Below are 25,327 nucleotides of genomic sequence, written 5' to 3' on the forward strand. Positions count from 1 at the left end.
GAACAAAGACCTGGCCGCCCGAGCAACGGCCGGGCCATACGCATCACGACAAGGCGACAGGGCGAAGGCCCGGCAAACGAAGGGGACTACGGGGATGTCGGTCATCAATCGGATCAGAGGTCCGCTCGGCGCGCTGGCGCTGGCGGCCGCAACCGCGGCGGTCGCGGTGGCGCCGACGGGCGCCAGGGCGGCCGATCCCATCAAGGTCGGCCTGCTCGAGGACATCTCGGGCGACCTGGCGCTGATCGGCCTGCCCAAGCTGCACGGCTCGGAGCTCGCCGTCGAGGAGATCAACAAGGCCGGCGGCGTGCTCGGCCGGCCGCTCGAGCTGATCCACCTGGATCCGCAGGGCGACAATGCGCGCTACCAGGAGTTCGCGCGGCGGCTGCTCAATCGCGACAAGGTGGACGTGCTCATCGGCGGCATCACCTCGGCCTCGCGCGAGGCCGTGCGGCCGATCGTCGACCGCACCAAGACGCCTTATTTCTACACCAACCAGTACGAGGGCGGCGTCTGCGACGCCAACATGGTCAGCGTCGGCGCAGTGCCCGAGCAGCAGTTCTCGACGTTGATCCCGTGGATGGTCGAGAAGTTCGGCAAGAAGGTCTACGTCATCGCCGCCGACTACAACTTCGGCCAGATCTCGGCCGAGTGGAACCGCAAGCTGATGAAGGACCTGGGCGGCGAGGTCGTCGGCGAGGAGTTCATCCCGCTCGGCGTCTCCCAGTTCGCCCAGACCATCCAGAACATCCAGAAGGCCAAGCCCGACTGGCTGCTGACCATCAACGTCGGCGCCGCCCAGGATTCGTTCTTCGAGCAGGCCGCGGCCGCCAAGCTCAACCTGCCCATGGGCTCGTCCATCAAGATCATGCTGGGCTTCGAGCACAAGCGCTTCGCGCCGCCGGCGCTCAACAACATGCACGCGACGGCGAACTGGTTCGAGGAGCTCGACACGCCGGAGGCCAACGAGTTCAAGAAGCGCTGGCGCGCCAAGTTCCCGGACGAGACCTACATCAACGACATGGGCTACAACGCTTACGTCGCGCTCTACCTCTACAAGAACCTGGCCGAGCAGGCGAAGTCGCTGAAGCTCGACGACCTGCGCAAGGTCATCGCCACCGGCCAGGCCTGCGTCGACGCCCCCGAGGGCAAGATCTGCATCGACCCCAAGAGCCAGCACATGTCGCACCGCATGCGCCTGGTCTCGGTGGGGCCCAAGCACGAGATCACCATCGACAAGGACTACGGCGTGATCCAGCCGTATTGGCTTGGTGAGATCGGCTGCGATCTGACCAAGAAGAACGACAAGGAGCAGTATACGCCGACCAGCCTGCCCAAGAAATAAGATCAGGCGGATCGCCCCGCGGGACGGCACGGCTATTGCCTGTGCCGTCCCGCGGCTCGGCGCCGCCCACCTCTCTCCCGCTGGAGGCCCTAGGTGTTCGCTGAACTGTTCTCGACTTTCTACCAGTTCGCCGACGTGTTCGCGTTCCTGATCCTGTCCGCCGCCGGCCTCGCCATCGTGTTCGGCATGATGGGCGTCATCAACATGGCCCACGGCGAGTTCATCATGTGCGGCGCCTACGTCACCGTGGGCCTCGTGCATGCCGGCGTGCCGCTGCCGCTGGCCCAGGCCTGCGCCACCGTCGCGGCCGGCCTGATCGGCGTCGCCGTAGAGATCCTGATCGTGCGCAAGCTCTACAAGCGCCCCCTCGACACGCTGCTGGCGACCTGGGGCCTGAGCCTGATCGTCACCCAGGGGCTGCTCATCCTGCTCGGCTCGTCGATCCCCGGCATCGGCACGCCGGAGGGCAGCTTCACCGTCGGGCCCTACACGTTCTCCAGCTACCGCCTGGTGCTGTTCGCCTGCGCCATCGGCGTGCTGGCGGCGATCTACATCATCTTCATGCGCACCCGCTTCGGCGTGATGGCGCGGGCCACCATGCAGAACGCCGCCATGGCCCAGGCGCTCGGCGTCAAGGTCGGCGGCGTCTATGCCGCGAGCTTCGGCCTGGGGGCGGCGCTGGCCGGCCTCTGCGGCGCGCTCTACGCCCCGACGATGACGCTGATCCCCACCATGGGCGCCACCTTCGTCGTCGAGAGCTTCGTCACCGTGGTGGTCGGCGGCGCCAACGTGCTGCTCGGCACGGCGCCGGCCGGCGTGCTGCTCGCCACCGTGCGCATGCTGCTCAATGCCAACTACGGCCAGATCATCGGCCAGATCGGCATGCTGGTCGCCGTCATCCTGATCATCCGCGTCCTGCCGGAGGGGATCTCCGGGATGCTGGTCCGCCGGGGCCGCTAGAGCATGATCCCAAGACGCGATCCCAAGACGCGGACACCGGTCTTTGGACGAGATCATGCTCAAGACAAACACTTAGCGAGCGCAACGAACCGATGCTGAGACTGCTGAAACTGGTCAACGGCCAGCAGACCACGGGGAACGGCAGGGCCTTCTGGCTCTGCTTCCTCGCCGTGCTCGCCGCCGCCCTCGCCTATCCCGCCTTCGCCGACAGCTACGACGTCGGCAACTTCTGCTACTTCCTGATCTGGGTGTTCATGGCGCTGGGCCTCAGCCTGATGTGGGGCTACGGCGGCATGCTGTCGTTCGGCCAGACCTTCTTCTTCGGCATCGCCGGCTACAGCTACGGCGTGCTGGCCATCAACTTCGGCGGCGGCAGCTTGACCTGGCTGGCGTTGGTGGCCGCCGTAGGGATCGCCATGGTGGCCGCCATCGTGCTCGGCTACTTCATGATCTGGGGCCGCGTCGGCGGCGTCTTCTTCGGCATCGTCACCCTCTCGGCCACCCTGGTGCTGGCCTTCTTCCTGGGCCAGACCGCCGGGCCGGAGTGGCACATCGGGCCGGCCCGCCTCAACGGCTTCAACGGCATGAAGGGCATGGACCCTCTCACCCTGACCTGGGGCGACGAGGACATCTTCTTCGAGGGCACGCTGCTCTACTACCTGGTCGTTGCTCTGATCGTGCTGGTCTACTTGGGCCTGCGCATCCTGGTGAACTCTCGCTTCGGCAACGTCGTCGTCGCCGTGCGCGAGGATCCGCAGCGGGCCGAGCTGCTCGGCTACGACGTGCGCAAGTACCAGCTCGCCACCTTCGCCATCGGCAGCGGCCTCGCCGGCCTCTCCGGCGTGCTCTACACCTCCTGGGGCCAGTTCATCACGCCCTCCAGCATCGGCCTGCCGGCGGCGGCGATGCCCATCGTCTGGGTGGCGTTCTCCGGCCGCAGCGACCTCACGGCGACGCTCGTCGGCTCGTTCCTGCTGCTGTTCGGCTTCCAGACGCTGACCATCTACAGCCAGCAGCTGGCGCTGGTGCTGATGGGGGCGCTGCTGCTCGCCACGGTGATGCTGGCGCCGCAGGGCTTCGTCATCAGCCTGGCCCGCCTGATCGCCCGGCAGTTCGGCGCGCTGCGGGCCAAGGGGCGGACGGACGGCGCCCTGCCTGATGCCCCGGCGCGGGAGGCCTGACATGCCGATCCTGGAAACCAGGCAGCTCAGCAAGCGCTTCGGCGGGCTCACCGCCGTCTCCGACGTGGACCTCAGCATCGAGCCGGGCGAGATCCACTGCCTCATCGGCCCCAACGGCGCCGGCAAGAGCACGCTGTTCAAGCTGATCGTCGGCACCTATCCGCCCACCGCCGGCGAGATCCGCTTCCGCGACGGGGACATCACCCAGGTGAAGCCGTATGCCCGCGTGCAACGGGGCATGAGCATCAAGATGCAGGCGCCGAGCGTGTTCAAGGAGCTGCCGACGCGGCAGAACCTGCACATCGCGCTCCAGCAGAAGTTCCACAGGCAGGCGCTGGTCGACGAGGAGGAGCGGCTGCTGGCGCTGCTCGACCTCGCCGCCCACGCCGACAAGGCGGCCGGCCTGCTCTCGCACGGCCAGCAGCAATGGCTGGAGATCGGCATGGCGCTGGCGCTCGGCCCCGAGCTCCTGCTGCTCGACGAGCCGACGGCGGGCATGTCGCCGGAGGAGACCTTCAAGACCGGCGAGCTGATCAAGAGCCTGAACGCTTCGGGCATGACCGTGCTCGTCGTCGAGCACGACATGGCCTTCATCCGCCAGATCGCCCAGCGGGTCACCGTGCTGCACCTGGGCAAGGTATTCGCCCGCGGCGCCATCCAGGACATCGTCAACGATCCCGGCGTCATCGAGATCTACCTGGGCAAGGGGCATGGCCATGACGCGTGATGCGGTGCTCGACGTCTCCGGCCTGTGGGCCAATTACGGCGCCACGCCCATCCTGCAGGGCGTCGACATGAACGTGGGCAAGGGCGAGATCGTCGGCGTCATCGGCCGCAATGGCGTCGGCAAGACCACCACCATGCGCTGCCTCATCGGGCTGCTCAGGACGGCGCGCGGCACGATCCGCTTCCTCGGCGAGGACATCACCAAGGTGAGCGCCGACGGCCGCGCCCGCCTCGGCATCGGCTATATCCCCCAGGGCCGCGACGTCTTCCCGCGCATGACGGTGGCCGAGAACCTCACCGTCGGCACCCTCATCGGCGGGCCCAAGGGCCGCAAGCTCACCGACCTCGTCTACGGCTACTTTCCGCGCCTCGCCGAGCGGCGCGACCAGATGGCCGGCACCATGTCGGGCGGCGAGCAGCAGCAGTTGGCCATCGGCCGGGCGCTGATCGGCAATCCGGCGCTGATGCTGCTCGACGAGCCGTCGGAGGGCGTGCAGCCGTCCATCGTGCAGATGATCTGCGAGGCGTTGAAGTCGATCCGCGACGAGCTCGGCACCACCATCGTCTTCGTCGAGCAGAACCTCGACACCATCCTGGCCATCGCCGAGCGCTGCTACGTGATGGACAAGGGCCGCATCACCGCGAGCCTCGGCAACGGCGAGGTCGACGCCCACCACGTGCGCGAGCACCTGCTGATCTGAACGAAACCACAGGAGGGAACCATGGATCTGGGTTTGAGCGGCAAGCGCGCCCTGGTGACCGGCGGCACCAAGGGGATCGGCCGGGCCATCGCCGACTTGCTCGCGGACGAAGGCTGCGCCGTCGCCATCTGCGCCCGCAAGGCGGACGAGGTGACCGACACGGTGGCGGCGCTGAAGGCCAAGGGCGTCGCCGCCACCGGCAAGGCCGTCGACGTGAGCGACACACCGGCGTTGCAGGCGTGGGTCGCCGAGGCGGCCGGCGAGCTCGGCGGTCTCGACATCGTCGTGCCGAACGTCAGCGCGCTCGCCATCGGCGCCGACCTCGCCGCCTGGAAGAGCGGCTTCGCCACCGACATCCTCGGCACCGTCGCGGCGGTCGACGCGGCCATGCCGTTCCTGGAGAAATCCGACGCCGGCGCCATCGTCATCATCTCCAGCGTCTCCGGCCGCGAGATCGACTTCGCCGCCGGCCCCTACGGCGCCTTCAAGGCGGCGCTCATCCACTACGCCCAGGGGCTCGCCAACCAGCTCGCGGCGAAAAACATCCGCGCCAACACCGTGTCGCCCGGCAACACCTATTTCGAGGGCGGCGTCTGGCATCAGATCGAGACGGGGAACCCTGCCCTGTTCAAGACCGCGCTCGGCCTCAACCCCACCGGCCGCATGGGCAAGCCGGAGGAGATGGCGCGGGCCGCGGTGTTCCTGGCGAGCCCGGCGGCGAGCTTCATCACCGGCACCAACCTGGTGGTCGACGGCGCGCTGACGCGCGGCGTGCAGTTTTAGGCCCGAGTGGCACGACACAAAGATCTGTCTCTCTGAGCGGATGGATGGCCGGGTCAAGCCCGGCCATCCATCGACTTGGAGAAACGCGGCGGCTCACCCCATGGCGAACACCGGCACACCCTCCACGTCGCGGATGCTGACGTCCCACGGCGTGGCGGCGACGCCGTGCTCGGTGAGCACGCGCGCCGCGTCGGCGTGGTTCACCACCGCGGCGGTGGCGATGATGCTGTCGCCGGTGGCGAGCTCCTGGACGCGCGAGGCGATGTTGACGGTCTGGCCGAAGTAATCCTGGCGGTCGTTGAGGTTCACCGCCAGGCACGGCCCCTCGTGGATGCCGATCTTCAGCACCAGGTCCTGGGCGCCGCGGCGCGCGTTGAGCTGGCGCATGGCCGCGCGCATGCGCAGCGCCGCCGAGACGGCCCGGTGCGGCGCCGGGAAGGTTGCCATCACGGCGTCGCCGATGGTCTTGACCACGGCGCCGCCCTCCGACGCCACGATCTCGCTCAGGATTTCGAAGTGGGCGCGCACCAGGTCGTAGGCCACGAGGTCGCCCACCCGGGCGTAGAGCTGGGTGGAGCCCTTGAGGTCGGTGAACAGGAAGGTCAGGCTCAGGATCTTGAGCCGCTGCTCCACGTCGAGCGTCTCGGTGCGGTAAAGGTCGCGGAAGGTCTGGTTGGTGAGCAGGCGCTTGGCCGTCAGGAACGGGCGGCGCCCGCCGATCAGGCCCTCCAGCTCCGGCCGCGCCACGAACACGCCCGGCAGGATGCGCCGCTCGGTGCGGTTGTCGAGCGACAGGCGGAGCGGCCCCGGCGCCAGGGCGGAGCGGCCGACCTGGCCACGCACGCCGCTGAACACCACCGCCTGCTCCTGGCGGGCGTTCGCCGCATCGCCGGAGACGTCGATGACATGGGCCTCGTGGCTCACCGGATCGAAGACGATCACCGGATAGGGCGGCAGGGTGAGCGACAGGATCGCCTTCTCGCCGGGCTGCAGCTCCAGCGCCTCCAGCGTCGCCTCGCGGCTCAGCTCCTCGAACGCCCGCCCCTCCGGGAAGACCACGCCGGAGCCGAAGAAGACCTGGCGGTGGTAGTCCCAGAAGCTGAGGCTGTCCGGCTCGTGCGCGGCGATGCGGCGCACGCGCGGGCTCACGGCGAAGGCGACCTCCACCGTGTCGTCGAGGGTCGGCTCGCTCGTCAGGGAACAGAAGGCGCAGTGGTAGTCCTGCTGGCGCACGCTCCTGAGCGTGGTGTTGGCATCGAGGACGCCGCCGCAGCTCGGGCAGAGGATGTTCCAGGACATCTCGAACAGCCCCAGCCGCGCCGCATGCAGCAACGCGGCGATGGCCTGCTCCTCGTCCAGGTCCTGTTCGGTGGCGAAACGGACCGCGTTGACGCGCGCCAGCGCCGCGTCGCCGCCGGTGCGCACCAGCGCAGCGACGGCCCCCGCCGCTTCGGGAGCGGCCGAACGGTGCAGGGCCTCGAAGAGCGCGTCGGCATCCGGCATGACCACAGCATAGACCATTCGGCGCCGCGAGGGGACACGCCGGACAACAACCCGTCCACCGCCCCCATCAAAATCCCGGTGCAGCGGTATTAGATGGATGCGGGTCGGGGGCACCGGCGATGCTTCCGACGGGCGGCGGCGACCGATATGGTCGTGTCACACAGCGCGTTTTAGGGCGGCATGGCAACGAGATGTGAAACGAGGCCTGATGAACGGTTCTGCCCCCCTCTCGCGTTTTGCTCCACCTGCGGTCCTCGCCCACGCCCTGAGCTTCCTCGACGCGAAGCTCGCCCCGGCGAGCGCGCCCGACGGCGCCGGAACCGCCGCCAGCAACGGTGGCTGCGTCGCGGTCTTGGCCGCCGCGCACGCCGATGAGCCCGGGCGCCCGCCCGCGCAGGTGGCGCCGGCCGCCGAGCCGGCCCTCGGCGAGATCGCCGCGCAGCTCGAGCAGCTGACGCAGCGCCTGGTGGCCAACGAGCAGGCGATCGATGAGCTGCGCCGCGCCCCGGCGCCGGCGTCCAGCGACGAGGCGCGCGCGTTCCTCGACCACCTCAAGGCACGAGGCTTCATGCCGCGCGGGCTGGTGGACGTGGGGGCAGGCACCGGCGACTGGACGCGCACGGCGCTCTCGGTCTTTCCCGATGCGCCGATCCTGCTGATCGAGCCGCGGCCGGAGAAGGCTGCGGCGCTGACGGCGCTTGCCGATCGGCCGGGCTGCCACCTCGTCCAAGACGCCGCCATCGACGGCCTGCTCGACGGGCCGTACCGGCATATCAGCCCTGACCTCGCCAGGCTCGACCTCCGCGGCGACGGGCTCGAAGCGCTCGCGGAAGCCCGGCCCCTGTACGGCCGGACCGAGCTCTTCATCGTGGAGATGGCGCGACGGCAGCCCACGCCGCCGCTGCGGCAAGCCATCGCCTTCATGGCCGCACGCGGCTATGCGGTATACGACATCCTCGGGTGCAGCCCACCCGACCGGGCCGGTGTCGCGTTCGTCAAGGCCGACGGCATGTTCCGCGAGGCCGGCGCATGGTGATCGCCGCGTTCCCGGATGCCGTCCGGGCTGGCGCCGGCGCCGTGCTGCCCTCCGCCAGCATCATCCTATCGACCCTCGACCGGCTGCCGCGCCTCAAGGTGCTGCTCGACGCCCTCGGCCACCTGGAGGACGACGACTTCGAGCTGATCATCGTCAACGGGCCGTCGACGGACGGCACGGCGGAGTACCTGGCCGACTGGGCCGGGGCAGCGAAGATCGTCAACTGCCCGGCCGCGAACCTGAGCCAGGCCCGCAACCTGGGCATCGCCCAGGCGACGGGCGACATCCTGGTCTTCATCGACGACGACGCGCTGCCGGCCGCCGCGTCGTGGCTCACGGCCTACCGGCGCTTCTTTGCCGACCCCGCCAATAGTGCCTGCGCCGCCGTCGGCGGCCCCGTCATCAACACGTACAGCGGCCAGCTGGAGTTCTATCGCGGCTCGTGGTCGGAATACGCCGAGCCCTCGCCCCAGGACGGCAGCGTCTTTCAGGCTCCGACCCGCGGCTGGGTCGTGCCCGGCGTCATGGGCAGCAACTGCGCCCTGCGCACCGCCGCCGTGCGCGAGGTCGGCGGCTTCGACGAGAACCTCGCCGACTACCTGAACGAGCCGGACCTGTGCTTCCGCCTCTCCCACCGCGGCTACGACATCCGCTTTCTGGACGGCAACGCGGTGCGCCACGCGTCCGCGCCCAGCCCGTACCGCGACAGGTGGCGCACCGTCTTCCGCGCCGACACCTACTTCTGCGCCAAGAACAGCTGCGACGGCCTCGCCCGGAAGGTGCTGATGATCGCGCGGGCGGCGCGGTGGAAGCACATCATCCTGCAGATCCGCCGCGCCGACCTGCCCATCGGCCCGCGGCGCAAGCTCCAGTACCTCGGCCTGTCGCTCGTCGGCATCGCCGAGGGCCTGCGGCACGGCCTCCTCGGCCCGCGGCGGCTGTGGACGGAGGCCGCCGCCCCTGGCGCGCGCGTCAGGTTCCGCGCCGTCAGGCCGGAGCGCAAGCTGCGCATCGGCCTCATCCTGCGCGCGCTGCCCGGCGCGGGCCCCTACGGCGGGCCGGGTCAGCACACCGATGCCCTGGCCAAGGGCCTCTACGGCCTCGGCCATGAGATCCACCTGTTTGCGCGCCCGGAGCGGCCGCTGCCGGCCGGCGGCGTCGATTTCACCGTTCATTCGCACGCGCTCGCCGTCGAGGATCCCGCCTTCTACGACCCGGCGCTGCCGGCGGTCAGCCGCCGCCTGGCGGCCACGGCCGACTACCACCGGGCGATCGAAGCGCTGGAGCGGGCGGGAACGCCGCTCGACATCGTCATCGGCTGCAACTGGGACCTGGAGGTGCTGGCGCTCATCCGCTCGGGCCGCTGGCCGGTGGCGCTCTACCTGGTGACGCCGCTGGCGGTGAGCCTGGAGCTCGGCATGTCGCCCCGCGACGCCGACAACTTCCTCTGGAACAGCCTCGACCGCTGGCAGGCGCTCAATGCCTCGATGATCTGCACCCCCTCGCGCGCCGTGCTGGAGGTCTACCAGCGCCTGCTCGGCATCGGGCCGGCAGAGCTGCACGACCTCGCGGTGGTTCCGCTGGGGATCGAACGGACCTTCCTGCCGTCGATCCCGCGCGAGGGGCGCCGGCGGCTGCTGTTCGTCGGCCGGCTGGAGAAGCGCAAGGGCATCCAGACCCTGCTGGCCGCGCTGCCGGCCATCCTCGACGCCTTCCCGGACTGGGAATGCCACATCGTCGGCAACGACGCCCTGCCCTACGACGACGGGCCGCCGCTCAAGTCCCGCTTCCTGCGGGAGCACCACCGCGCCGCGTGGCTGCCGCGGGTGACGTTCCACGGCTATTGCTCGACCGAGGTGCTGCACGAGCACTATCGCCGCTGCGACCTGTTCGCCGTGCCGGCGCTCTACGAGTCGTTCGGGCTCGCCTACCACGAGGCCATGCAGTACGGGAAAGCGGTGATCGCCTGCCGCGCCGGCGGCCTGCCGGAAACGGTGGTGGACGGCGTCGAGGGCCTCCTGGTCGAGCCGGAGGACGTCGCGGCGCTCGAGACGGCGCTGCGCACGCTGATGCGCGACGACGCGCTGCGGGAGCGCATGGGCCGGGCCGGCGCCGAGCGCATCCGCACCCGCGACAATCACCAGACCTTCGCGCGCCGCATGGAGACGCGGCTGCTGGCGCATATCGAGGCGCGGGCCCCGACCGCGCCCAGCTCCGAGCGCGTGGCCAACGGTTAGAGGATTCCGCAATTGGATGAGATCATCCAACAGCGCGAAAACATCTGACGCGCCATTCCGGATCGACACCTTGACCCGCCGCGCTCGCTCGACGGCGACCGGGACGGTGTCGCTGACGCCCGGGCACGAGCCGCGGTCGCCCAAATCGGACAAATGACCGCACATCACCGCGCGCCGGAGCAAGTGCTTCCGGCGGTCGCGGCCCATGGCTATGGTCGTGCCATGAAGCGCGTTTGGAGCAGCGCCGAATGATAGCCGAGAACGCGACGAGATGACGACCCGTCCCGCCCCCCTTTCGCGCTTTGCTTCAGCCGCCGAGCTCACGGACGCGCTCAGCTTTCTCGACGCCAAGATCAAGCCCGCGATCGAGCATTCCGCCGCAGCCGACGCCGCGCACGACGAGGCTGCCGACCCGGGCTTCGCGCAACCGGCCTTCGACGCGGCCCACGCGGGCGACTTCGCGCTTGGCCGCATGGTCCAGGCCAACGATGACGAGCCTGCCGACCCGTCGCTCGCGCCGCCTGTCGTGGCTGCGCCGCCTCCGGTCGAGCCGGCGCTCGGCCAGCTCGCCGCGCTGCTCGAGCAGATGATGCAGCGTCTTGTCGCCACCGAGCGGACGATCGAGGATCTGCGCCGACCGCCGGATCCCCATTATGGCGCGCCCGGCACGATCCAACGGCCGATCGGCAACGTGCGCTCGTTCCTGGAGGACGTCAAAGCGCGGGGCTTCGCCCCCCGCGGCCTGGTGGATGTGGGCGCCAACGCCGGCGACTGGACGCGGATGGCGCTGTCGATCTTCCCCGACATGCCGTTCCTGCTGATCGAGCCGCAGCGCGAGATGGTGGCGGCGCTGACCGCGCTCGCGAACCGGCCGGGCTGCCACTTCGCCAACGCCGGCGCGGCGGCCACGCCGGGGAAGCAGGCGCAGACCATCTGGGAGGACCTGGGAGGCTCGTCGTTCCTCCCGCCGGTCGAGGACGCGCTGCTCAAGAGCGGGCGCCAGCGCCTCACCAAGATGGTGACCATCGACAGCCTGCTCAAAGGCCCGTGCCGCAAGCTTCAGCCCGATCTCGTCAAGCTCGACATCCAGGGTTACGAGCTCGAGGCGCTGGCAGGCGCCGAGACCCTGTTCGGCCGCACCGAGCTCTTCATCATGGAGATCGCGCTGTTCGAGTTCATGCCGCGCCAGCCGCTGCTGCGGGAAGCCATCATGTTCATGGCCGAGCGCGGCTACGAGGTCTACGACATCACCGAGTACGGCCGCCGGCCGCACGATGGGGCGCTGGGCCAGGTCGACGTCGCATTCGTCAAGGCCGACGGCATGTTCCGCCGGACCATCGCATGGTGATGGCCCTGTCGACGACCGGCCCGGACATCGCGGCAACTCCGGGCACGGCGCTGCCATCCGCCAGCATCATCGTGTCGACGCTCAACCGGCAGCCGTTCCTCAGGATGCTGCTGGACGCGCTGAGCCATCTGGACGACGACGACTTCGAGCTGATCATCGTCAACGGCCCGTCCACGGACGGGACGACGGAGTTCCTCGCCGGCTGGACCGGGGCGGCGAAGGTGGTGAGCTGCCCCACTGCGAACCTGAGCCGGTCCCGCAACCTCGGCGTCGCGGAGGCGACCGGCGACATCCTCGTCTTCATCGACGACGACGCCATGCCCACCACGGGCTCGTGGCTCGTCGCCTATCGCCGCTTCTTCGCCGACCCGGCCAACCTCAACTGCGCCGCGGCAGGCGGCCCGGTCATCAATGCCTACAGCGGCCAGCACGAGTTCTACCGGGGATCGACCTCCGAATACGCGGAGCAGTCGCCCCAGGACGGCAGCGTTTTCCTCGCGCCGAGCGGCGGCTGGGTCGTGCGCGGCGTCATGGGCTGCAATTGCGCGATGCGGGCAGCCGCGGTGCGCCAGGTGGGCTGCTTCGACGAGAATATCGCCTACTATCTGGACGAGACGGACATGTGCTTCCGCCTCGCCAAGCAGGGCTACGATATCAAGTTCCTCGACGGCAATGCCGTCCGGCACGCGTCCGCGCCCAGCCCATTGAGGCGGAAGTGGGCGACGATCTTCCGCAGCGACACGTATTTCTGCGTCAAGAACAGCTACGACGGGGTCTTCCGAAAGCTTCTGCTGATCGCCAAGACGGCGCGCTGGAAGCACATCATCCTGCATATACGTCAACGCAGTCTGCCCATCGGCCGCAAGCGCAAGCTCTGGTACCTGGGCCTATCCGGCGCAGGCATCCTGGAAGGCCTGCGGCGCGGCTTTTTCGGTCGACGGCGCCTGTGGACCGATCCGCCGGCGCCGGGCCCGCGGGTCGGGTTCTGCGCCGTCAAGCCGGACCGCAAGCTGCGCATCGGCCTGATCTCGCGCACGCTGCCCGGCACGGCCCACTACGGCGGCCCCGGCCAGCACACCGACGCCCTCGCCAAGGGCCTGTACGGCATGGGGCACGAGGTCCATCTGTTCGCGCGCCCGGACGCGCCGCTGGCGGCCGGCGGCATCGATTTCACCGTCCATTCGCGCTCGCCCGCCGTCGAGGATCCGGCCTTCTACGACCCGTCACTGCCGTCGGTCAGCCGCCGCCTGGCGACCGCGGTCGACTACCATCAGGCCATCCAGGAGGTCGAGCGCACGGGCAAGCCGTTCGACGTCATCGTCGGCTGCAACTGGGATCTGGAGGCGCTGGCGGTCATCCGAGACGGACGCTGGCCGGTGGCGCTCTACCTGGTGACGCCTCTGGCGGTGAACCTGGAGCTCGAGACCTTTCCGTGCAACGCGGACCACTACCGCTGGAACAGCCTCGATCTCTGGCAAGCGCGCAACGCGTCCATGATCTGCACCCCCTCACGCGCCGTGCTGGAGATCTACCAAAGCCTGCTCGGCCTTGCGCCGGCCGAGCTGCACGACCTGTCGGTGGTTCCGCTGGGCATCGAGCGCACGTTCCTGCCGCCGCTCCCGCGCCAGGGACGACGCAAGCTGCTGTTCGTCGGCCGGTTGGAAAAGCGCAAGGGAATCCAGACCTTGCTCGCCGCTTTGCCGACTATTCTCGACGAATTCCCCGATTGGGAATGCCACATCGTCGGCAACGATGCCCTGCCCTACGACGATGGGCCGCCGATCAAGCTGAGGTTCCTGCGCGAGCACCGCGGAGCGGCCTGGCTGCGACGGGTCACGTTCCACGGTTACTGCGCGCCGCAGGCGCTGCACGACCACTACCGCAGCTGCGACCTGTTCGCCGTTCCCGCTCTCTATGAGTCCTTCGGCCTCGCCTACCATGAGGCCATGCAATACGGGAAAGCGGTGATCGCCTGCCGTGCCGGCGGACTTCCGGAAACCGTCGAGGACGGCATCGAAGGCCTCCTGGTCGAGCCGGAAAGCGTCCCGGCGCTCGAGGCGGCGCTGCGCACGCTGATGCGCGACGCCGGGCTGCGCGAGCGCATGGGCCAGGCCGGCGCCGAGCGCATCCGCACCCGCGACAACCACCGGAGCTTCGCGCGCCGCATGGAGACGCGGCTGCTGGCGCATATCGAGGCGCAGACGCAGTCCGTGGCGCCGGCCGTAGCTGCCCCGGAACGCGCGGCCAGCGGCTAGATAAGTCTTTGTCTTCAAGGTGCGGAGAAGCTGGAGCGCCCTCCCCCACCCGTATCCCTACAGAGCGAAGCGGAGGGACTGGTGGGGGCGGGTCCAACTGCCGCTACGCCGGCAGAACCTGCCACGGCGAGACGTGTGCATGATCTCGCATTGCAACCGCGAAGCAGCGCATGAAGGCGCCGAAGCCGCACCCTTTGCCTGCGCCGACGAAAATGTGCCTCAGCCAGGATTTCGGCGAATAATCTTTAGCACGAGCAGACCCGCGCCAACCACCAAAGTTAGTATACCGAGCCAGGTTAGCGAACCTGAGCCATACTGGTAACCAAGCGTAAGGCCTAGCAGACCCAAAATCACGAGGGCGAGATCCGCGAACTTCTTGATCAGAAGCGTCGGACCATGACGCCTCTGCCCGCGGCGCTTGTCGCGCCGGATGTCCACGTTGCCGTGGTGAAGCGGCCGGAGAGGTCGAGGTGACGAGCCTCCGCAGGGCAGATAGGTGGCGGACACGAAGGGTGGCGGCCGAGTCAAAGCATCGGTAACGTCCGGACAGTTCCGTACCACGTGATCATGGAGGAGAGATGAGACAGACAGCTATCGAATCGCGCAGCGCGCAGCGCCCGGCCCTTGCGGCACCGGCTTGCAGTCTCCTCCTGTCCTTGGCGCTCGCCGGCTGCGGTGGCGGTGAAGGCCTGTCCCCGAACGTCGCGGCAAGAGCACCGGCTCCAGCCGGGATCTCGCGCGACGTCCTGATCGGGCGCTGGGGCGTCGCTTCCTTCCATACGGAGAAGGACCGCAAGCGCACCGAGGCGGAGGCGCGGGCGCAATGCAAGCAGCCCTACACGATCGCGCAAGGCCCGGGCGATGGCGTGATGATGCACGTCGCCGACGATCCCAAGCTGCATGAGCTGCGGCTGAAGGCCGGGCCGGGGGCAAGACCTATCTGGGCTTCGAGGCGCCGGCCGGCGATCCGCAGGATCGCGAGGTGCTGTCGGCGACGCCGAAGGAGCTCGTGATGCGCTTCGTCGATCCCGACGTGAATGCCCGCTACGGCACCTTCATCTTCATCCGCTGCGCCTGACCGGAAGCGACGACATGAGCAACATCCCCCGTACCGCCCTGCGCCGCCTGCTGCTGTCCGGCCTCGCCCTGGCGCCCCTCGTCGCCTGGTCGGGAGCCGCGAGCGCCCAGCAGCGTCCGCCCGCGGCGACCCAGGAGACCATGGATATCGGCGATGAGCCGGGCCGCATCTCGACCGCGGAAGTCAGCATCGCCCAGGGGCCCTATGCCCGTCAGATGGTGCTGTTCCGCTCCAGCGAGGCGCCGGGCACGGTGGTGATCAATTCGGCCGAGCGCTTCCTCTATGTGGTGCAGGACAATGGCCACGCCCTGCGCTACGGCATCGGCGTCGGCCGCGAGGGCTTCACCTGGTCCGGCCAGGTCAAGGTCAGCCGCAAGGCCGAGTGGCCGGACTGGCGCCCGCCGCCGGAGATGCTCCAGCGCCAACCCTATCTGCCGCGCTTCATGGCCGGCGGTCCCGGCAACCCGATGGGCGCGCGCGCCCTCTACCTCGGCTCGACGGTCTTCCGCATCCACGGCACCAACCAGCCGGAGACGATCGGTCAGGCGATCTCGTCGGGCTGCTTCCGGCTCGCCAACGGCGATATCGTCGACCTCTACGAGCGTGTGCCTGTCGGCACCAAGGTCATCATCCGCCACAAGGCGACGCTGTGAGCGGCCCCGCCGCTTCCGCCGATCTGCGAAAGGAACAGACAGTCATGTCGAAGGCCTCTTGGGTTATTCGCCGCTGCGGTCTCGGCCTCGCCGCCCTCGTCGGCTTCGCCCTTCCGGCCGGCGCCGGCACGCTCGACAGCGTGAAGCAGCGCGGCACGCTGCAATGCGGCGTCAGCGAGGGCGTGGTCGGTTTCTCGGAGAAGGACGAGCAGGGCAACTGGCGCGGCTTCGATGTCGATTTCTGCCGTGCCGTAGCGGCCGCCGTGCTCGGCGACGCGGGCAAGGTCGCCTTCACGCCGCTCTCCGCGAGCCAGCGCTTCGAGGCTCTGAAGGCCGGCAAGGTCGACCTGCTGGCGCGCAACTCGTCCTGGACGCTCGGTCGCGAAGCCGAGCTCGGGCTCGCCTTTGCCGGTATCACCTACCATGACGGCCAGGGCTTCCTGGCGAAGCGCTCGTTCAAGGCCGATACGGCGCTGGCGCTCGACAAGGCGAAGGTCTGCGTCGAGGCCGGCACCACGACGCAGCTCAACCTGGCCGACTTCTTCAAGCTCAACTCCATGACCTATGAAGAGAAGGTCTATCCGAGCGCGGCGGAAGCCTTCGCGGCCTTCGAGGCCGGGCAATGCGACGTGCTGACCCGCGACCAGGCCGCGCTGCATGGCGAGCGGCTCCGGCTCGCCAAGCCGGACGAGGCGGTCGTGCTGCCGGACGTGATTTCCAAGGAGCCGCTGGGCCCGGTCGTGCGCAGCGACGACTTCCCCTGGTTCACCGTGGTGAAATGGGTGAACTTCGCGCTGGTCAATGCCGAGGAGCTCGGCATCTCCAGCGCGAACATCGACGAGGCCCTGAAATCCCAGAAGCCGGACGTACGGCGGTTCACCGGCGCGGAGGGTGGCTTCGGCAAGGCGCTTGGCCTCGATGCCGATTGGGCGGTCCGTGCAGTCAAGGCGACCGGGAACTATGCCGAGATCTACGAACGCTCCCTTGGCACCGGCGCCAAGCTCGGCATCCCGCGCGGGCTCAACCAGCTCTGGAGCATGGGCGGCATCCTGTACGCCCCACCGCTGCGCTAGTGTGGTGGATCTGAAGTTCCTGCTCCCCGCAGGGCATCAGCGTTCAGGAACTTCAGATCCATTAAACCACACTAAAATCATAGAGTTGCTAGTGTGGCTTAGGAATCCGAAATTCACTCCCAGCGCTGCCCCGAGGTGGTGCGAATTTCGGATTCGCCACACTAGAACGCGGACGCTGTGGCTGCGAAGCAGTCGCGCGTTCGCGGGCCGCGTCGCGTCGTCGAATGCATTCGATAGCCCCCCAGGCGGGGTGAGGGTCGCAGCCGCCCCGTCAACCAAACCATCAAACGCGCGTGCGAGCGGGCGCCCGCCGCGGTCAGGCCGCGTCGGCCGCCTGGTAGAGGCGCTGGCGCAGCCACACGTGCCCGGCATCGTCGCGGTTGCGGGGGTGCCACAGCGCCAGCAGTTGCGTGGGCGGCAGCTCCAGCGGCGGCGGCGCCAGGTCGAGCTCGTGGGCGAAGCGGGCCAGGAAGCGCTGCGGCAGCGTGCAGATGCAGTCGCTGCTCGCCAGGATGATCGGCGCCAGCGCGTAGTTCTGGATCGACACCTTGACCCGCCGGATCCGCCCCAGCGCCGCCAGCACGGCGTCGATGAGGCCGGAGAAGCCGCCGCCGTCGGTGGAGATCAACAGGTGGTCGAGGGCGCAGAAGGTGTCGAGGTCGAGCGGCCCCGGCCCACGCGGATGGCCCTTGCGCTGGGCCGTGAAGAAACCGTCCTCGGCCAGCGCCCGGCTCATCAGGTCGCCGCTCGCCCGCTCGGGGCCGGCGATCAGCAGGTCCACCTCACCCCGCTCCAGGCGCTCGAGGATGTCAGGCGACGGGTGGATGAAGGCCAGGCGGGCGTCCGGCGCCGCCGCCATCACCCGGGGGACGAGGCCCGGCGCCAGGATGGCGGCCGGGTTCTCCTGGACCGCGATGGTGAAGGTGCGCCGCGTCCGCGCCGGATCGAAGGCGGCGGGGCCCTCGACCATGCGGCGGAGCGTGTCCAGCACGTCGGCGAGCTCCGCCGCGAGCTCCGTGGCCCGGGTGGTCGGCACCACGCCGCGGCCGTTGGAGGCAGGCACGAACAGGGGGTCGGCGAACACCTGGCGCAGCCGGGCAAGCCGCGCCGACAGCGCCGGCTGGCTGAGGCCGAGCCGGGCGGCGGCGTGGGTGACGTTGCGCTCGCCGAGCAGCGCCTCGAGCGCCAGCAGGAGGCCCAGGTCGATCTCGCCGAGATCGAGGCCGGCCGGCGTTCGCGCGCGCTGCATCTGGTTTGGGTCGGTCATGCCTTCCACCGTCATAGCCAGAACAGCCGCCCATCGCGCCAGGGTCAACCGGCGCGCCATCGACGAGGTGGATAGGTGGCATCGACGGTGCGGCCCTGCCGGCGGCGGGCTGTGCTTCGTAGATCGAGGCGCAGATCCACGACCCCGGAAGCTGCCATGCCTGTCCATGACCTGTCACGCGCCGCCGCCACCTGGCGGGTGGGCGATGCCACCATCACCCGTATCGATGAGCTGACGCTCAAGGCCTTTCCCTTCGGCGCGCTGTTTCCCGAGGGCGATCCGGCCGCGCTGGCCCGCCATGAAACCGCGCTCGGCCCCGGCTCCTACGATCCCGAGACCGGGCTGTTCATCCAGAGCATCCACACCTGGCTGGTGCGCACGCCGCACCACACGATCCTGATCGACACCGCCACCGGCAACGACAAGCCGCGGCCGGAGGCGCCGCCGCTCGACCGGCTGAACGAGCCCTACCTGGCACGGCTCGCCGCGGCCGGCGTCCGGCCGGACGACGTCGACTACGTGCTGCTCACCCACCTGCACGCGGACCACGTGGGCTGGAACACGCGGCTCGCCGACGACGGCAGCTGGGTGCCGGCCTTCCCCAACGCCACCTACCTGATGTCGGCCGTCGAGCAGGCCTACAACGAGAGCCTGACCGACGGACGGCCGCTGGAGGGCGACGCGCGCCCGCAGCCCACGCTCGGGCCGTCCGCCCGCCAGCCCAGCGCCGGGGTCTACGACGACAGCGTACGGCCGGTGCTTGAGCGCGGCCTCGCCCGCTTCGTGCCGGTGGACGGCAGCGAGGTGCTGGAGGGCCTCTCCTTCCTGCCGAGCCCCGGCCACAGCATCGACCACGCCTCGATCCGCCTGGTCTCGGCCGGCGCGGAGGCGCTGTTCGCCGGCGACGTCATGCACCATCCGCTGCAGGTCGCGGCGCCCGAGCTGAACTCCTGCTTCTGCGAGTTCCCGCAAGCCGCACTGCGCTCGCGCGCCTGGGCCCTCGCCTACGCGGCGGAGCGGGACGTGACGCTGTTCAGCACGCACTTCGCCGAAACCTCGGCCGGGCGCGTGAGCCGCACCGGCGAGCGCTTCACCTGGCGCTTCCTCTGAACCCTGTCCGATCGGAGACCGTTATGGCTGACCACTCCGCCCACGCGGCGACCACCCCGGCGATCGCCGCCGAGGACCTGATGATCCCCAGCGATACCGCCGGCATCTCGCTGCACCTGCGCCGCAAGCGCCTCGCCTCGCTGTCGCGCTTCCCGGCCGAGCGCACCGTGCTGATGATGCACGGAGCCACCTATGCCTCCGGCAGCCTGTTCGACGTGCCGCTCGGCGGCGCGTCGTTCATGGATCACCTCGCCGCCGCCGGCTACGACGTCTACGCCGTCGACGTGCGCGGCTACGGCGGCTCGACGCGCCCGCCGGAGATGACGGCGCCGCCCGAGCGCCACCCGCCGCTGGTGCGCACCGAGACGGGCGCGCGCGACCTCGCCAGCGCCGTCGCCTTCATCCGCGAGACACGAGGCCTGCCACGGCTCAACCTGGTCGCCATGTCATGGGGCGGCTCGGTCGCCGGCGCCTATACGAGCCAAAACAACGACAAGGTCGGCAAGCTCGCCCTGGTCGCCCCACTCTGGCTCAGCTCGGGCCCATCGGCGGCCGATCCCGGCGGGCCGCTGGGTGGCTACCGCGAGGTGCCCGTGCGCGCCGTGAAACCGCGCTGGCAGAGCGCCGCGCCGGAGGACAAGCGCGCCGGGCTCATGCCGGCCGGCTGGTTCGAGAGCTGGGCCGAGGCCACCCTCGCCGTCGACGCCGCGACGGCGCCGGGCCTCCCCGCGCCCGGCATCATCAGGGCCGTCAGCGGCCCCATCCAGGACATCCGCGAGCACTGGACTCAGGGGCAGCCCCTCTACCGGCCGGAAGCGATCGCGGTGCCGGTGCTGCTGGTGCACGCGGAGTGGGACGACGCCGTGACGCTGGAGGTGGCGCGGGACCTCTTCGGGCGGCTCAGCGGCGCGCCCTACCGGCGCTGGGTCGAGATCGGCGAAGGCACGCACATGATCCTGGTGGAAAAGAACCGCCAGCAGGCCTTCGACGCCATCCGCGGCTTCCTCGACGAGCGCTTCGCCCCCGAGGGCTGAGCGCGCCGCGGCGCCCGACAGCTCCGCATCGTGGGGGCATGTAAGTTCTTGTTCTGAAAGCGTAACGCGAGCTGGACCGCCCCCCACCCCTACCCCTCCCCGCCACTTCGTGGGGGGAGGGAGGAGCATCTGCTTGCGGCCTTGGAGAGTTGGCGAGGCGATCTGTCGAACGGCCTCCCCCTTGCGGGGAGGCTGTCCCGTGCGGAGCGAAGCGTAGCGGAAGGGACTGGTGGGGGTGGGCTCCAACCGCTGCAACGCTGGCAGACCTAGCCGCCGCCACCCCTCTGATCGATAACCGTCGCCTATCGACGCAATCCAACCCTCCTATTTTACATTTTCCGGCGCCCATGCCCTACTCCGGCGCAACGGACCGCCGATGCAGCGGTCCGCAACGGGCGCGGCTGGCCGCGTTCGATAAGCAAAAAGAATCGGTCTGGGTAGGAACAGCGATGGTGGGATCAACCGTCTCGATCGGTCAGCGTCGGCCTGCGCGGCTGCCGCGCCTGCTTGTGTCGCAGGAAGGGGTGATCCTGATCGTGGCGATCGCTCTGGCGCTCGTCTTCTCGTTGACGCTCCCGGGCTTCGCCACGGTGGGCAATCTGCTCACCCTCGCCCGCAGCGTCTCGGTGCTCGGCATCCTCGGCCTCGCCATGGCGCTGGTGGTGATCGGGCGTGGCCTCGACCTGTCGCTCATCGCCGCCATGGCCGCCGGCTCCGCCGCGGTGATCCAGGCGCTGAACGCCGGGCTGCCCGTGTGGATGGCCTTGCTCGTCGGCCTCGTCGTGGTGCTCGCCATCGGCTTCGTCAACGGCTGGGTCATCGCCTTCGTCGAGGTGCCGGCGCTGTTCACCACGCTCGCCACCGCCTTCCTGATCTTCGGGCTGACCCGCTTCGTCCTGAAGACCGTCATCGTCTACCCGCCGCCGGCGGCCACCGCCTTCCTCTACATCGGCCAGGGCCGGCCGCTCGGCATCCCCATGCCGATCCTGGTGTTCGCCGCCGTCGCCGTGCTGGTGCACCTGTTCCTGTCGCGCACGCGGGCCGGCCGCTTCATCTATGCCCGCGGCGACAACACCGAGGCGGCGCGGCTCACCGGCGTCGACGTCAGGCGCGACATCATCGTCTCCTACATGCTGGCGGCCGCCATCGGCTTCCTCGCCGGCGTGGTGTCGAGCGCCTCGACCGCCAGCATGAACATGCAGATCATCAACTCGACGCTGATCTTCGACGTCGTGCTGGTGGTGGTGCTCGGCGGCGTCAGCCTGGTGGGCGGCCGCGGCGGCGTGCTGAGCGTGCTGGTGGGCACGCTGCTCATCGGCGTGCTGCTCAACGGCCTCACCATCATGAACGTCAACGGCCAGATCCAGGACATCATCCGCGGGCTGGTGCTGCTCGGGGCCATCATCCTCGACAACCGGCTGCACCCCCGTGACGAGGAGACGGCCCGCCAGGGCGACTGAGCCGCCGGCGACACCGGCCAAACAGCTTGGGGCGACGACCCGCGTCGAGACGACGCCAAATAACCAGCGCAAGTATCCAGTGGAGGAATACAATGTCGATCAGGATCAGCCATAGACTTGCGGTGGTCCTCGGCGCCGCGGCCCTGGCCGTGGCGGGCGCCGCCGGGGCCGCCGAGACGCCGCAGCCGAGCAAGGGCGGCGTCGAGCTGCAGCAGAAGGCCGAGGCGCTGCGCGGCAAGACCATCGCCTGGGTGCCGGTGACCCTGGGCTTCCCCCTCGCCGACGAGTGGACCGCGGTGATGAAGGCGGAGGCCGAGGCGGCCGGCATGAAGTTCATCGTCCGCGATCCCGGCTGGAACGCCACCGCCCAGCTCCAGGCCGTGTCGGCGCTGATCGGCGACAAGGTCGACGTGGTCGTCGTGCAGAACCCCAACGTGCAGCTCCTGGCCAAGGAGCTGAAGCGCGCCAACGAGACCGGCGCCTTCGTGGTGCAGGTCAACATGGCCTCCAACCACCGGGCCGACGCCTTCGTCGGCGCCAACTTCATCCGCATCGGCCAGATGCTCGGCGACGAGATCGTCAAGGCCTGCGGCAAGGGCTCGGGCACCTCGGGCAAGGTGCAGATCGTGCAGGGCGAGCTCACCGCCACCGCAAGCCTCGACCAGATGGCCGGCCTGATGGCGGCGCTCAACAAGGACGACACCATCAAGGTGGTGTCCGACCAGGCGGCGGGCTGGGACGCCAACAAGGCGCTCGACATCACCTCGTCGGTCATCCAGCAGCACCCGGACCTGTGCGCCAGCGCCGGCTTCTGGGGCATCATGCAGGCCGGCGCCGCCCAGGCCATCAAGGCCGCCGGCAAGCTCGGCAAGGTGAAGATCTACGCCTCCGGCGAAGGCAGCCGCTCCGACTGCGACATGATCCAGCAGGGGCTGTTCGACAAGTTCGTGAACTACAACGCCAAGCAGCAGGGCCACGACATCATGCAGACCATCAACTTCCTGCTGCAAAGCGGCCAGAAGCCCGGCTCGCTCTACATCGCCAACTTCAGCGAGCTCAACTGGCTCGACAAGGACACCGGCAAGGGCGACGCCTGCTGGGACTTGAAGAAGTAGCCCGAGGAAAGGCAGCCGACGGTGCGGCCGCGTACCTCTCCCCGCATGCGGGGAGAGGTCGGAGCGCGCGAAGCGCGATCCGGGTGAGGGGGCCGGCAGACGAGGCCACCACCGGTCACGTCACGCGGCACACCCCCTCACCCCTGCCCTCTCCCCGCACGCGGGGCGAGGGGGCGCTGTGGCACCGACAGCGCCAGACCGTCAAACGTCTGCAGCTCCTCCGGAGCCGAAGAATTGGAGCTGTCTCCGCACGCGGACCGTTCCCGCGCCGAGACGCACAAGAACCCAAGGGAGAGCCCATGTCGGTCGCCGCTTCGCCGCCGCCGCGGTCGTCGTTCTGGGACGCCGTGAACGATCTGCGCTACCGCTTCTCGATCAAGCTGTTCCTGTCGGAGCTGCTGTCGAAGAGCTGGATGGAGCCGATCGTTCCGTTCGTGCTGATGGTGGCGCTGATCGGCTACTTTTCGGCGACGGTGCCCAACTACACCTCCGTCGACAACGTGCAGCAGCTCCTGCGGCTGTTCGCCGAGATCGGCCTGGTCTCGGTGGCCATGGGCTTCGTCGTCATCTCCGGCGGCATCGACTTGAGCGTCGGCGCCATCTTCGCGGTGACCAACCTCGCCGCGCTGATCATGTTCAAGTCGTGGGAGTGGCCGGTCTGGGCGGTGGCGCTCGGCACGCTGGCCGTCGGCGCCGCCATCGGGCTGATCAACGGCATCCTCGTCGGCTACCTCAAGGCGCGGCCGTTTCTCACCACGCTGGTGACCTTGATCATCCTGCGCGCCGGCTTCGACATGGTGAGCGAGAAATACGCGCCTCGCTTCGCCGTCTCCGACGTGGAGAGCGACGTCTGGGATTTTCTGGGCGGCGGCTCGATCCTCGGCATCCCCACCAACGCGCTGGCGCTGCTGGTGGTGCTGATCATCGGCCACATCTACTTGAGCCGCTCGCGCTACGGCTGGCACATCATGGCGGTGGGCTCCAGCCGCAAGGCGGCGCGCCACGCCGGCATCCGCGTCGAGCGGGTGCTGCTCGGCACCTACGTGCTCTCCGGCCTGCTCTGCGCGCTCGCCGGCCTGTTCTACGCGGCGCGCCAGAACAGCGCCGGCTCCGACACCGGCCAGGGCTGGGAGATGCAGGCGCTGACCGCCGTGGTGCTGGGCGGCATCTCGCTCGCCGGCGGCCGCGGCACCGTGTGGCGGGCGGCCATGGGCGCCATCATCGTCTTCCTCCTGATCAACGGCTTCGTGCGGCTGGGGCTTGAGGGCTACCTGACGATGGCGGCGCTCGGCGCCATCCTGCTCGTCGCCGTGGGCTTCGACGTCAAATGGGCGAAGAACCGCGGCAAGGCGATCCAGAAGATCTACGTCAACCCGACGCGCCTGGTGCTCCAGCAGGCCCCCTCGATCGCGCGCGGCAGCGCCTCGCCCTACGCCGAGAACGACCGGCTGAGCCAGGCCGAGGTGATCGGGCTGGGCCAGGTGGAGGGGCCCGAGGACGTCATCCTCGACCGCCAGGACCGGCTCTACACCGGCACCCGCGAGGGCTGGATCCTGCGCTTCTCCGGCCCGAAGTTCGAGCACCGCGAGGTCTTTGCCCGCATGGGCGGCCGGCCGCTGGGCCTCGCCTTCGACAAGGACGAGAACCTGATCTGCTGCAACGGCGGCATGGGCGTCTACGGCGTCACGCCCCAGGGCGAGATCTTCAAGGTGACGGACGAGACCAACCGCACCTGGGGCAAGCTCAACGACGATTCCCGCCTGCGCCTCGCCGACGACCTCGACATCGCCCCCGACGGCAAGATCTACTTCTCGGAAGCCACCATCCGCTACGAGATGCACAGCTGGGACGTGGACGGCATCGAGGGCCGCGGCAACGGCCGCATGATCTGCTACGACCCGGCCACCCGCACCACCCGCACCATCATCAAGAACCAGCGCTTCCCCAACGGCGTCTGCGTCGCTCACGACGGCCAGTCGGTGCTCTACGTCTCCACCTGGCTGTGCAAGATCTTCCGCTACTGGATCGCCGGGCCGAAGCAGGGCCAGCTCGAGACCATGGTGGAGCAGCTGCCAGGCTATCCCGACAACCTCAACCGCGCCTCCGACGGCGGCTACTGGCTGGCGCTCGCCGGCATCCGCTCGCCGGCCTACGACCTCGCCATGCGCAAGCCCGACTTCCGCCTGCGCATGGTCAAGGAGATCCCGCGCGACGAGTGGCTCTACCCCGGCCTCAACAACGGCTGCGTGGTGAAGCTCGATGCGAACGGCCAGCCGGTGGAGACCTACTGGGACCCCACGGGCAAGCTGCACCCCACCATCACCTCCATGCGCGAGCACAAGGGCTACCTCTACATCGGCGGCCTGGAGAACAACCGCATCGGCCGCATCAAGCTCGAGGGCGCCGACCCCGACTGGACGGGGTGGGACAGCTACTGGGGCGACAAGCGGGGAAGCTGAGCC

At 69.2% G+C, this 25,327-nt stretch carries 19 protein-coding genes; 17 read left to right on the forward strand and 2 right to left on the reverse strand.

The genetic code is table 11. From position 1 onward, the window contains the following. Positions 1–94: 94 nt before the first annotated feature. From ACZ5PO_RS04915 to ACZ5PO_RS04940, 6 genes are all read left to right on the forward strand, one after another. Positions 95–1,345, forward strand: a complete 1,251-nt coding sequence (locus ACZ5PO_RS04915; RefSeq protein ID WP_464190856.1) for an urea ABC transporter substrate-binding protein — start codon at positions 95–97, stop codon at positions 1,343–1,345. Between the two features lie 93 nt (positions 1,346–1,438). Continuing rightward, on the forward strand, positions 1,439–2,305 hold the full coding sequence (locus ACZ5PO_RS04920) for an ABC transporter permease subunit (protein WP_464190858.1): 867 nt from the start codon (positions 1,439–1,441) through the stop codon (positions 2,303–2,305). 92 nt (positions 2,306–2,397) lie between these two features. Next, positions 2,398–3,486: a branched-chain amino acid ABC transporter permease gene (locus ACZ5PO_RS04925; RefSeq protein WP_464190860.1), complete on the forward strand. Its 1,089-nt coding sequence runs from the start codon at positions 2,398–2,400 to the stop codon at positions 3,484–3,486. Between the two features lies 1 nt (position 3,487). Beyond that, entirely contained in the window at positions 3,488–4,213 is a 726-nt protein-coding gene (locus tag ACZ5PO_RS04930; protein WP_464190863.1) for an ABC transporter ATP-binding protein, read from the forward strand. After that, positions 4,203–4,913, forward strand: a complete 711-nt coding sequence (locus tag ACZ5PO_RS04935; RefSeq protein ID WP_464190865.1) for an ABC transporter ATP-binding protein — start codon at positions 4,203–4,205, stop codon at positions 4,911–4,913. Before ACZ5PO_RS04930 ends, ACZ5PO_RS04935 begins: the two co-directional genes overlap by 11 nt. Positions 4,914–4,934: 21 nt before the next feature. Next, positions 4,935–5,696 carry an SDR family NAD(P)-dependent oxidoreductase gene (locus ACZ5PO_RS04940; RefSeq protein ID WP_464190867.1) on the forward strand — a complete coding sequence of 254 codons (762 nt, stop codon included), beginning with the start codon at positions 4,935–4,937 and terminating at the stop codon, positions 5,694–5,696. A gap of 93 nt (positions 5,697–5,789) precedes the next feature. Here ACZ5PO_RS04940 and ACZ5PO_RS04945 read toward each other — a convergent pair whose 3' ends face one another. Continuing rightward, the gene (locus ACZ5PO_RS04945) at positions 5,790–7,199 is read right to left on the reverse strand and encodes a DUF5939 domain-containing protein (RefSeq protein ID WP_464196678.1); all 1,410 of its coding nucleotides are present in this window, start codon (positions 7,197–7,199) and stop codon (positions 5,790–5,792) included. A 208-nt stretch (positions 7,200–7,407) separates the two neighbouring features. On the opposite strand from ACZ5PO_RS04945, the gene ACZ5PO_RS04950 reads away from it, so the two are divergent. The 6 genes from ACZ5PO_RS04950 to ACZ5PO_RS04975 all read left to right on the forward strand — a co-directional run bounded on the left by ACZ5PO_RS04950 (position 7,408) and on the right by ACZ5PO_RS04975 (position 16,879). Beyond that, positions 7,408–8,235, forward strand: a complete 828-nt coding sequence (locus ACZ5PO_RS04950) for a hypothetical protein (protein WP_464190870.1) — start codon at positions 7,408–7,410, stop codon at positions 8,233–8,235. Further along, positions 8,229–10,472, forward strand: coding sequence for a glycosyltransferase (locus ACZ5PO_RS04955; RefSeq protein ID WP_464190872.1), 2,244 nt, complete (start codon positions 8,229–8,231; stop codon positions 10,470–10,472). The genes ACZ5PO_RS04950 and ACZ5PO_RS04955 overlap by 7 nt, the downstream gene beginning before the upstream one ends. Positions 10,473–10,743: 271 nt before the next feature. Beyond that, entirely contained in the window at positions 10,744–11,820 is a 1,077-nt protein-coding gene (locus ACZ5PO_RS04960) for an FkbM family methyltransferase (RefSeq protein WP_464190874.1), read from the forward strand. Continuing rightward, positions 11,814–14,075 carry a glycosyltransferase gene (locus ACZ5PO_RS04965; protein ID WP_464190876.1) on the forward strand — a complete coding sequence of 754 codons (2,262 nt, stop codon included), beginning with the start codon at positions 11,814–11,816 and terminating at the stop codon, positions 14,073–14,075. The genes ACZ5PO_RS04960 and ACZ5PO_RS04965 overlap by 7 nt, the downstream gene beginning before the upstream one ends. Positions 14,076–15,167: 1,092 nt before the next feature. Continuing rightward, entirely contained in the window at positions 15,168–15,806 is a 639-nt protein-coding gene (locus tag ACZ5PO_RS04970) for a L,D-transpeptidase (RefSeq protein ID WP_464190878.1), read from the forward strand. 65 nt (positions 15,807–15,871) lie between these two features. Further along, entirely contained in the window at positions 15,872–16,879 is a 1,008-nt protein-coding gene (locus ACZ5PO_RS04975; RefSeq protein ID WP_464196680.1) for an amino acid ABC transporter substrate-binding protein, read from the forward strand. A gap of 316 nt (positions 16,880–17,195) precedes the next feature. On the opposite strand, the gene ACZ5PO_RS04980 is transcribed toward ACZ5PO_RS04975, so the two are convergent. Next, positions 17,196–18,146, reverse strand: a complete 951-nt coding sequence (locus tag ACZ5PO_RS04980; RefSeq protein ID WP_464190880.1) for a LysR family transcriptional regulator — start codon at positions 18,144–18,146, stop codon at positions 17,196–17,198. Positions 18,147–18,302: 156 nt separating this feature from the next. On the opposite strand from ACZ5PO_RS04980, the gene ACZ5PO_RS04985 reads away from it, so the two are divergent. The 5 genes from ACZ5PO_RS04985 to ACZ5PO_RS05005 all read left to right on the forward strand — a co-directional run bounded on the left by ACZ5PO_RS04985 (position 18,303) and on the right by ACZ5PO_RS05005 (position 25,324). Continuing rightward, the gene (locus ACZ5PO_RS04985; RefSeq protein ID WP_464190882.1) at positions 18,303–19,256 is read left to right on the forward strand and encodes an MBL fold metallo-hydrolase; all 954 of its coding nucleotides are present in this window, start codon (positions 18,303–18,305) and stop codon (positions 19,254–19,256) included. Between the two features lie 23 nt (positions 19,257–19,279). Beyond that, the gene (locus ACZ5PO_RS04990) at positions 19,280–20,290 is read left to right on the forward strand and encodes an alpha/beta hydrolase (RefSeq protein ID WP_464190884.1); all 1,011 of its coding nucleotides are present in this window, start codon (positions 19,280–19,282) and stop codon (positions 20,288–20,290) included. A 449-nt stretch (positions 20,291–20,739) separates the two neighbouring features. Next, a complete protein-coding gene (locus ACZ5PO_RS04995; RefSeq protein WP_464190886.1) occupies positions 20,740–21,750 on the forward strand; it encodes an ABC transporter permease in 1,011 nt (336 codons plus the stop codon). Positions 21,751–21,842: 92 nt separating this feature from the next. Then, positions 21,843–22,865 (forward strand): sugar ABC transporter substrate-binding protein, encoded by a 1,023-nt coding sequence (locus tag ACZ5PO_RS05000; RefSeq protein WP_464190888.1) that lies wholly within the window; start codon positions 21,843–21,845, stop codon positions 22,863–22,865. 299 nt (positions 22,866–23,164) lie between these two features. Then, positions 23,165–25,324, forward strand: coding sequence for an ABC transporter permease (locus tag ACZ5PO_RS05005; protein ID WP_464190890.1), 2,160 nt, complete (start codon positions 23,165–23,167; stop codon positions 25,322–25,324). Positions 25,325–25,327: the final 3 nt, after the last annotated feature.

This window comes from Chelatococcus sp. KU-N122 (assembly GCF_055391085.1).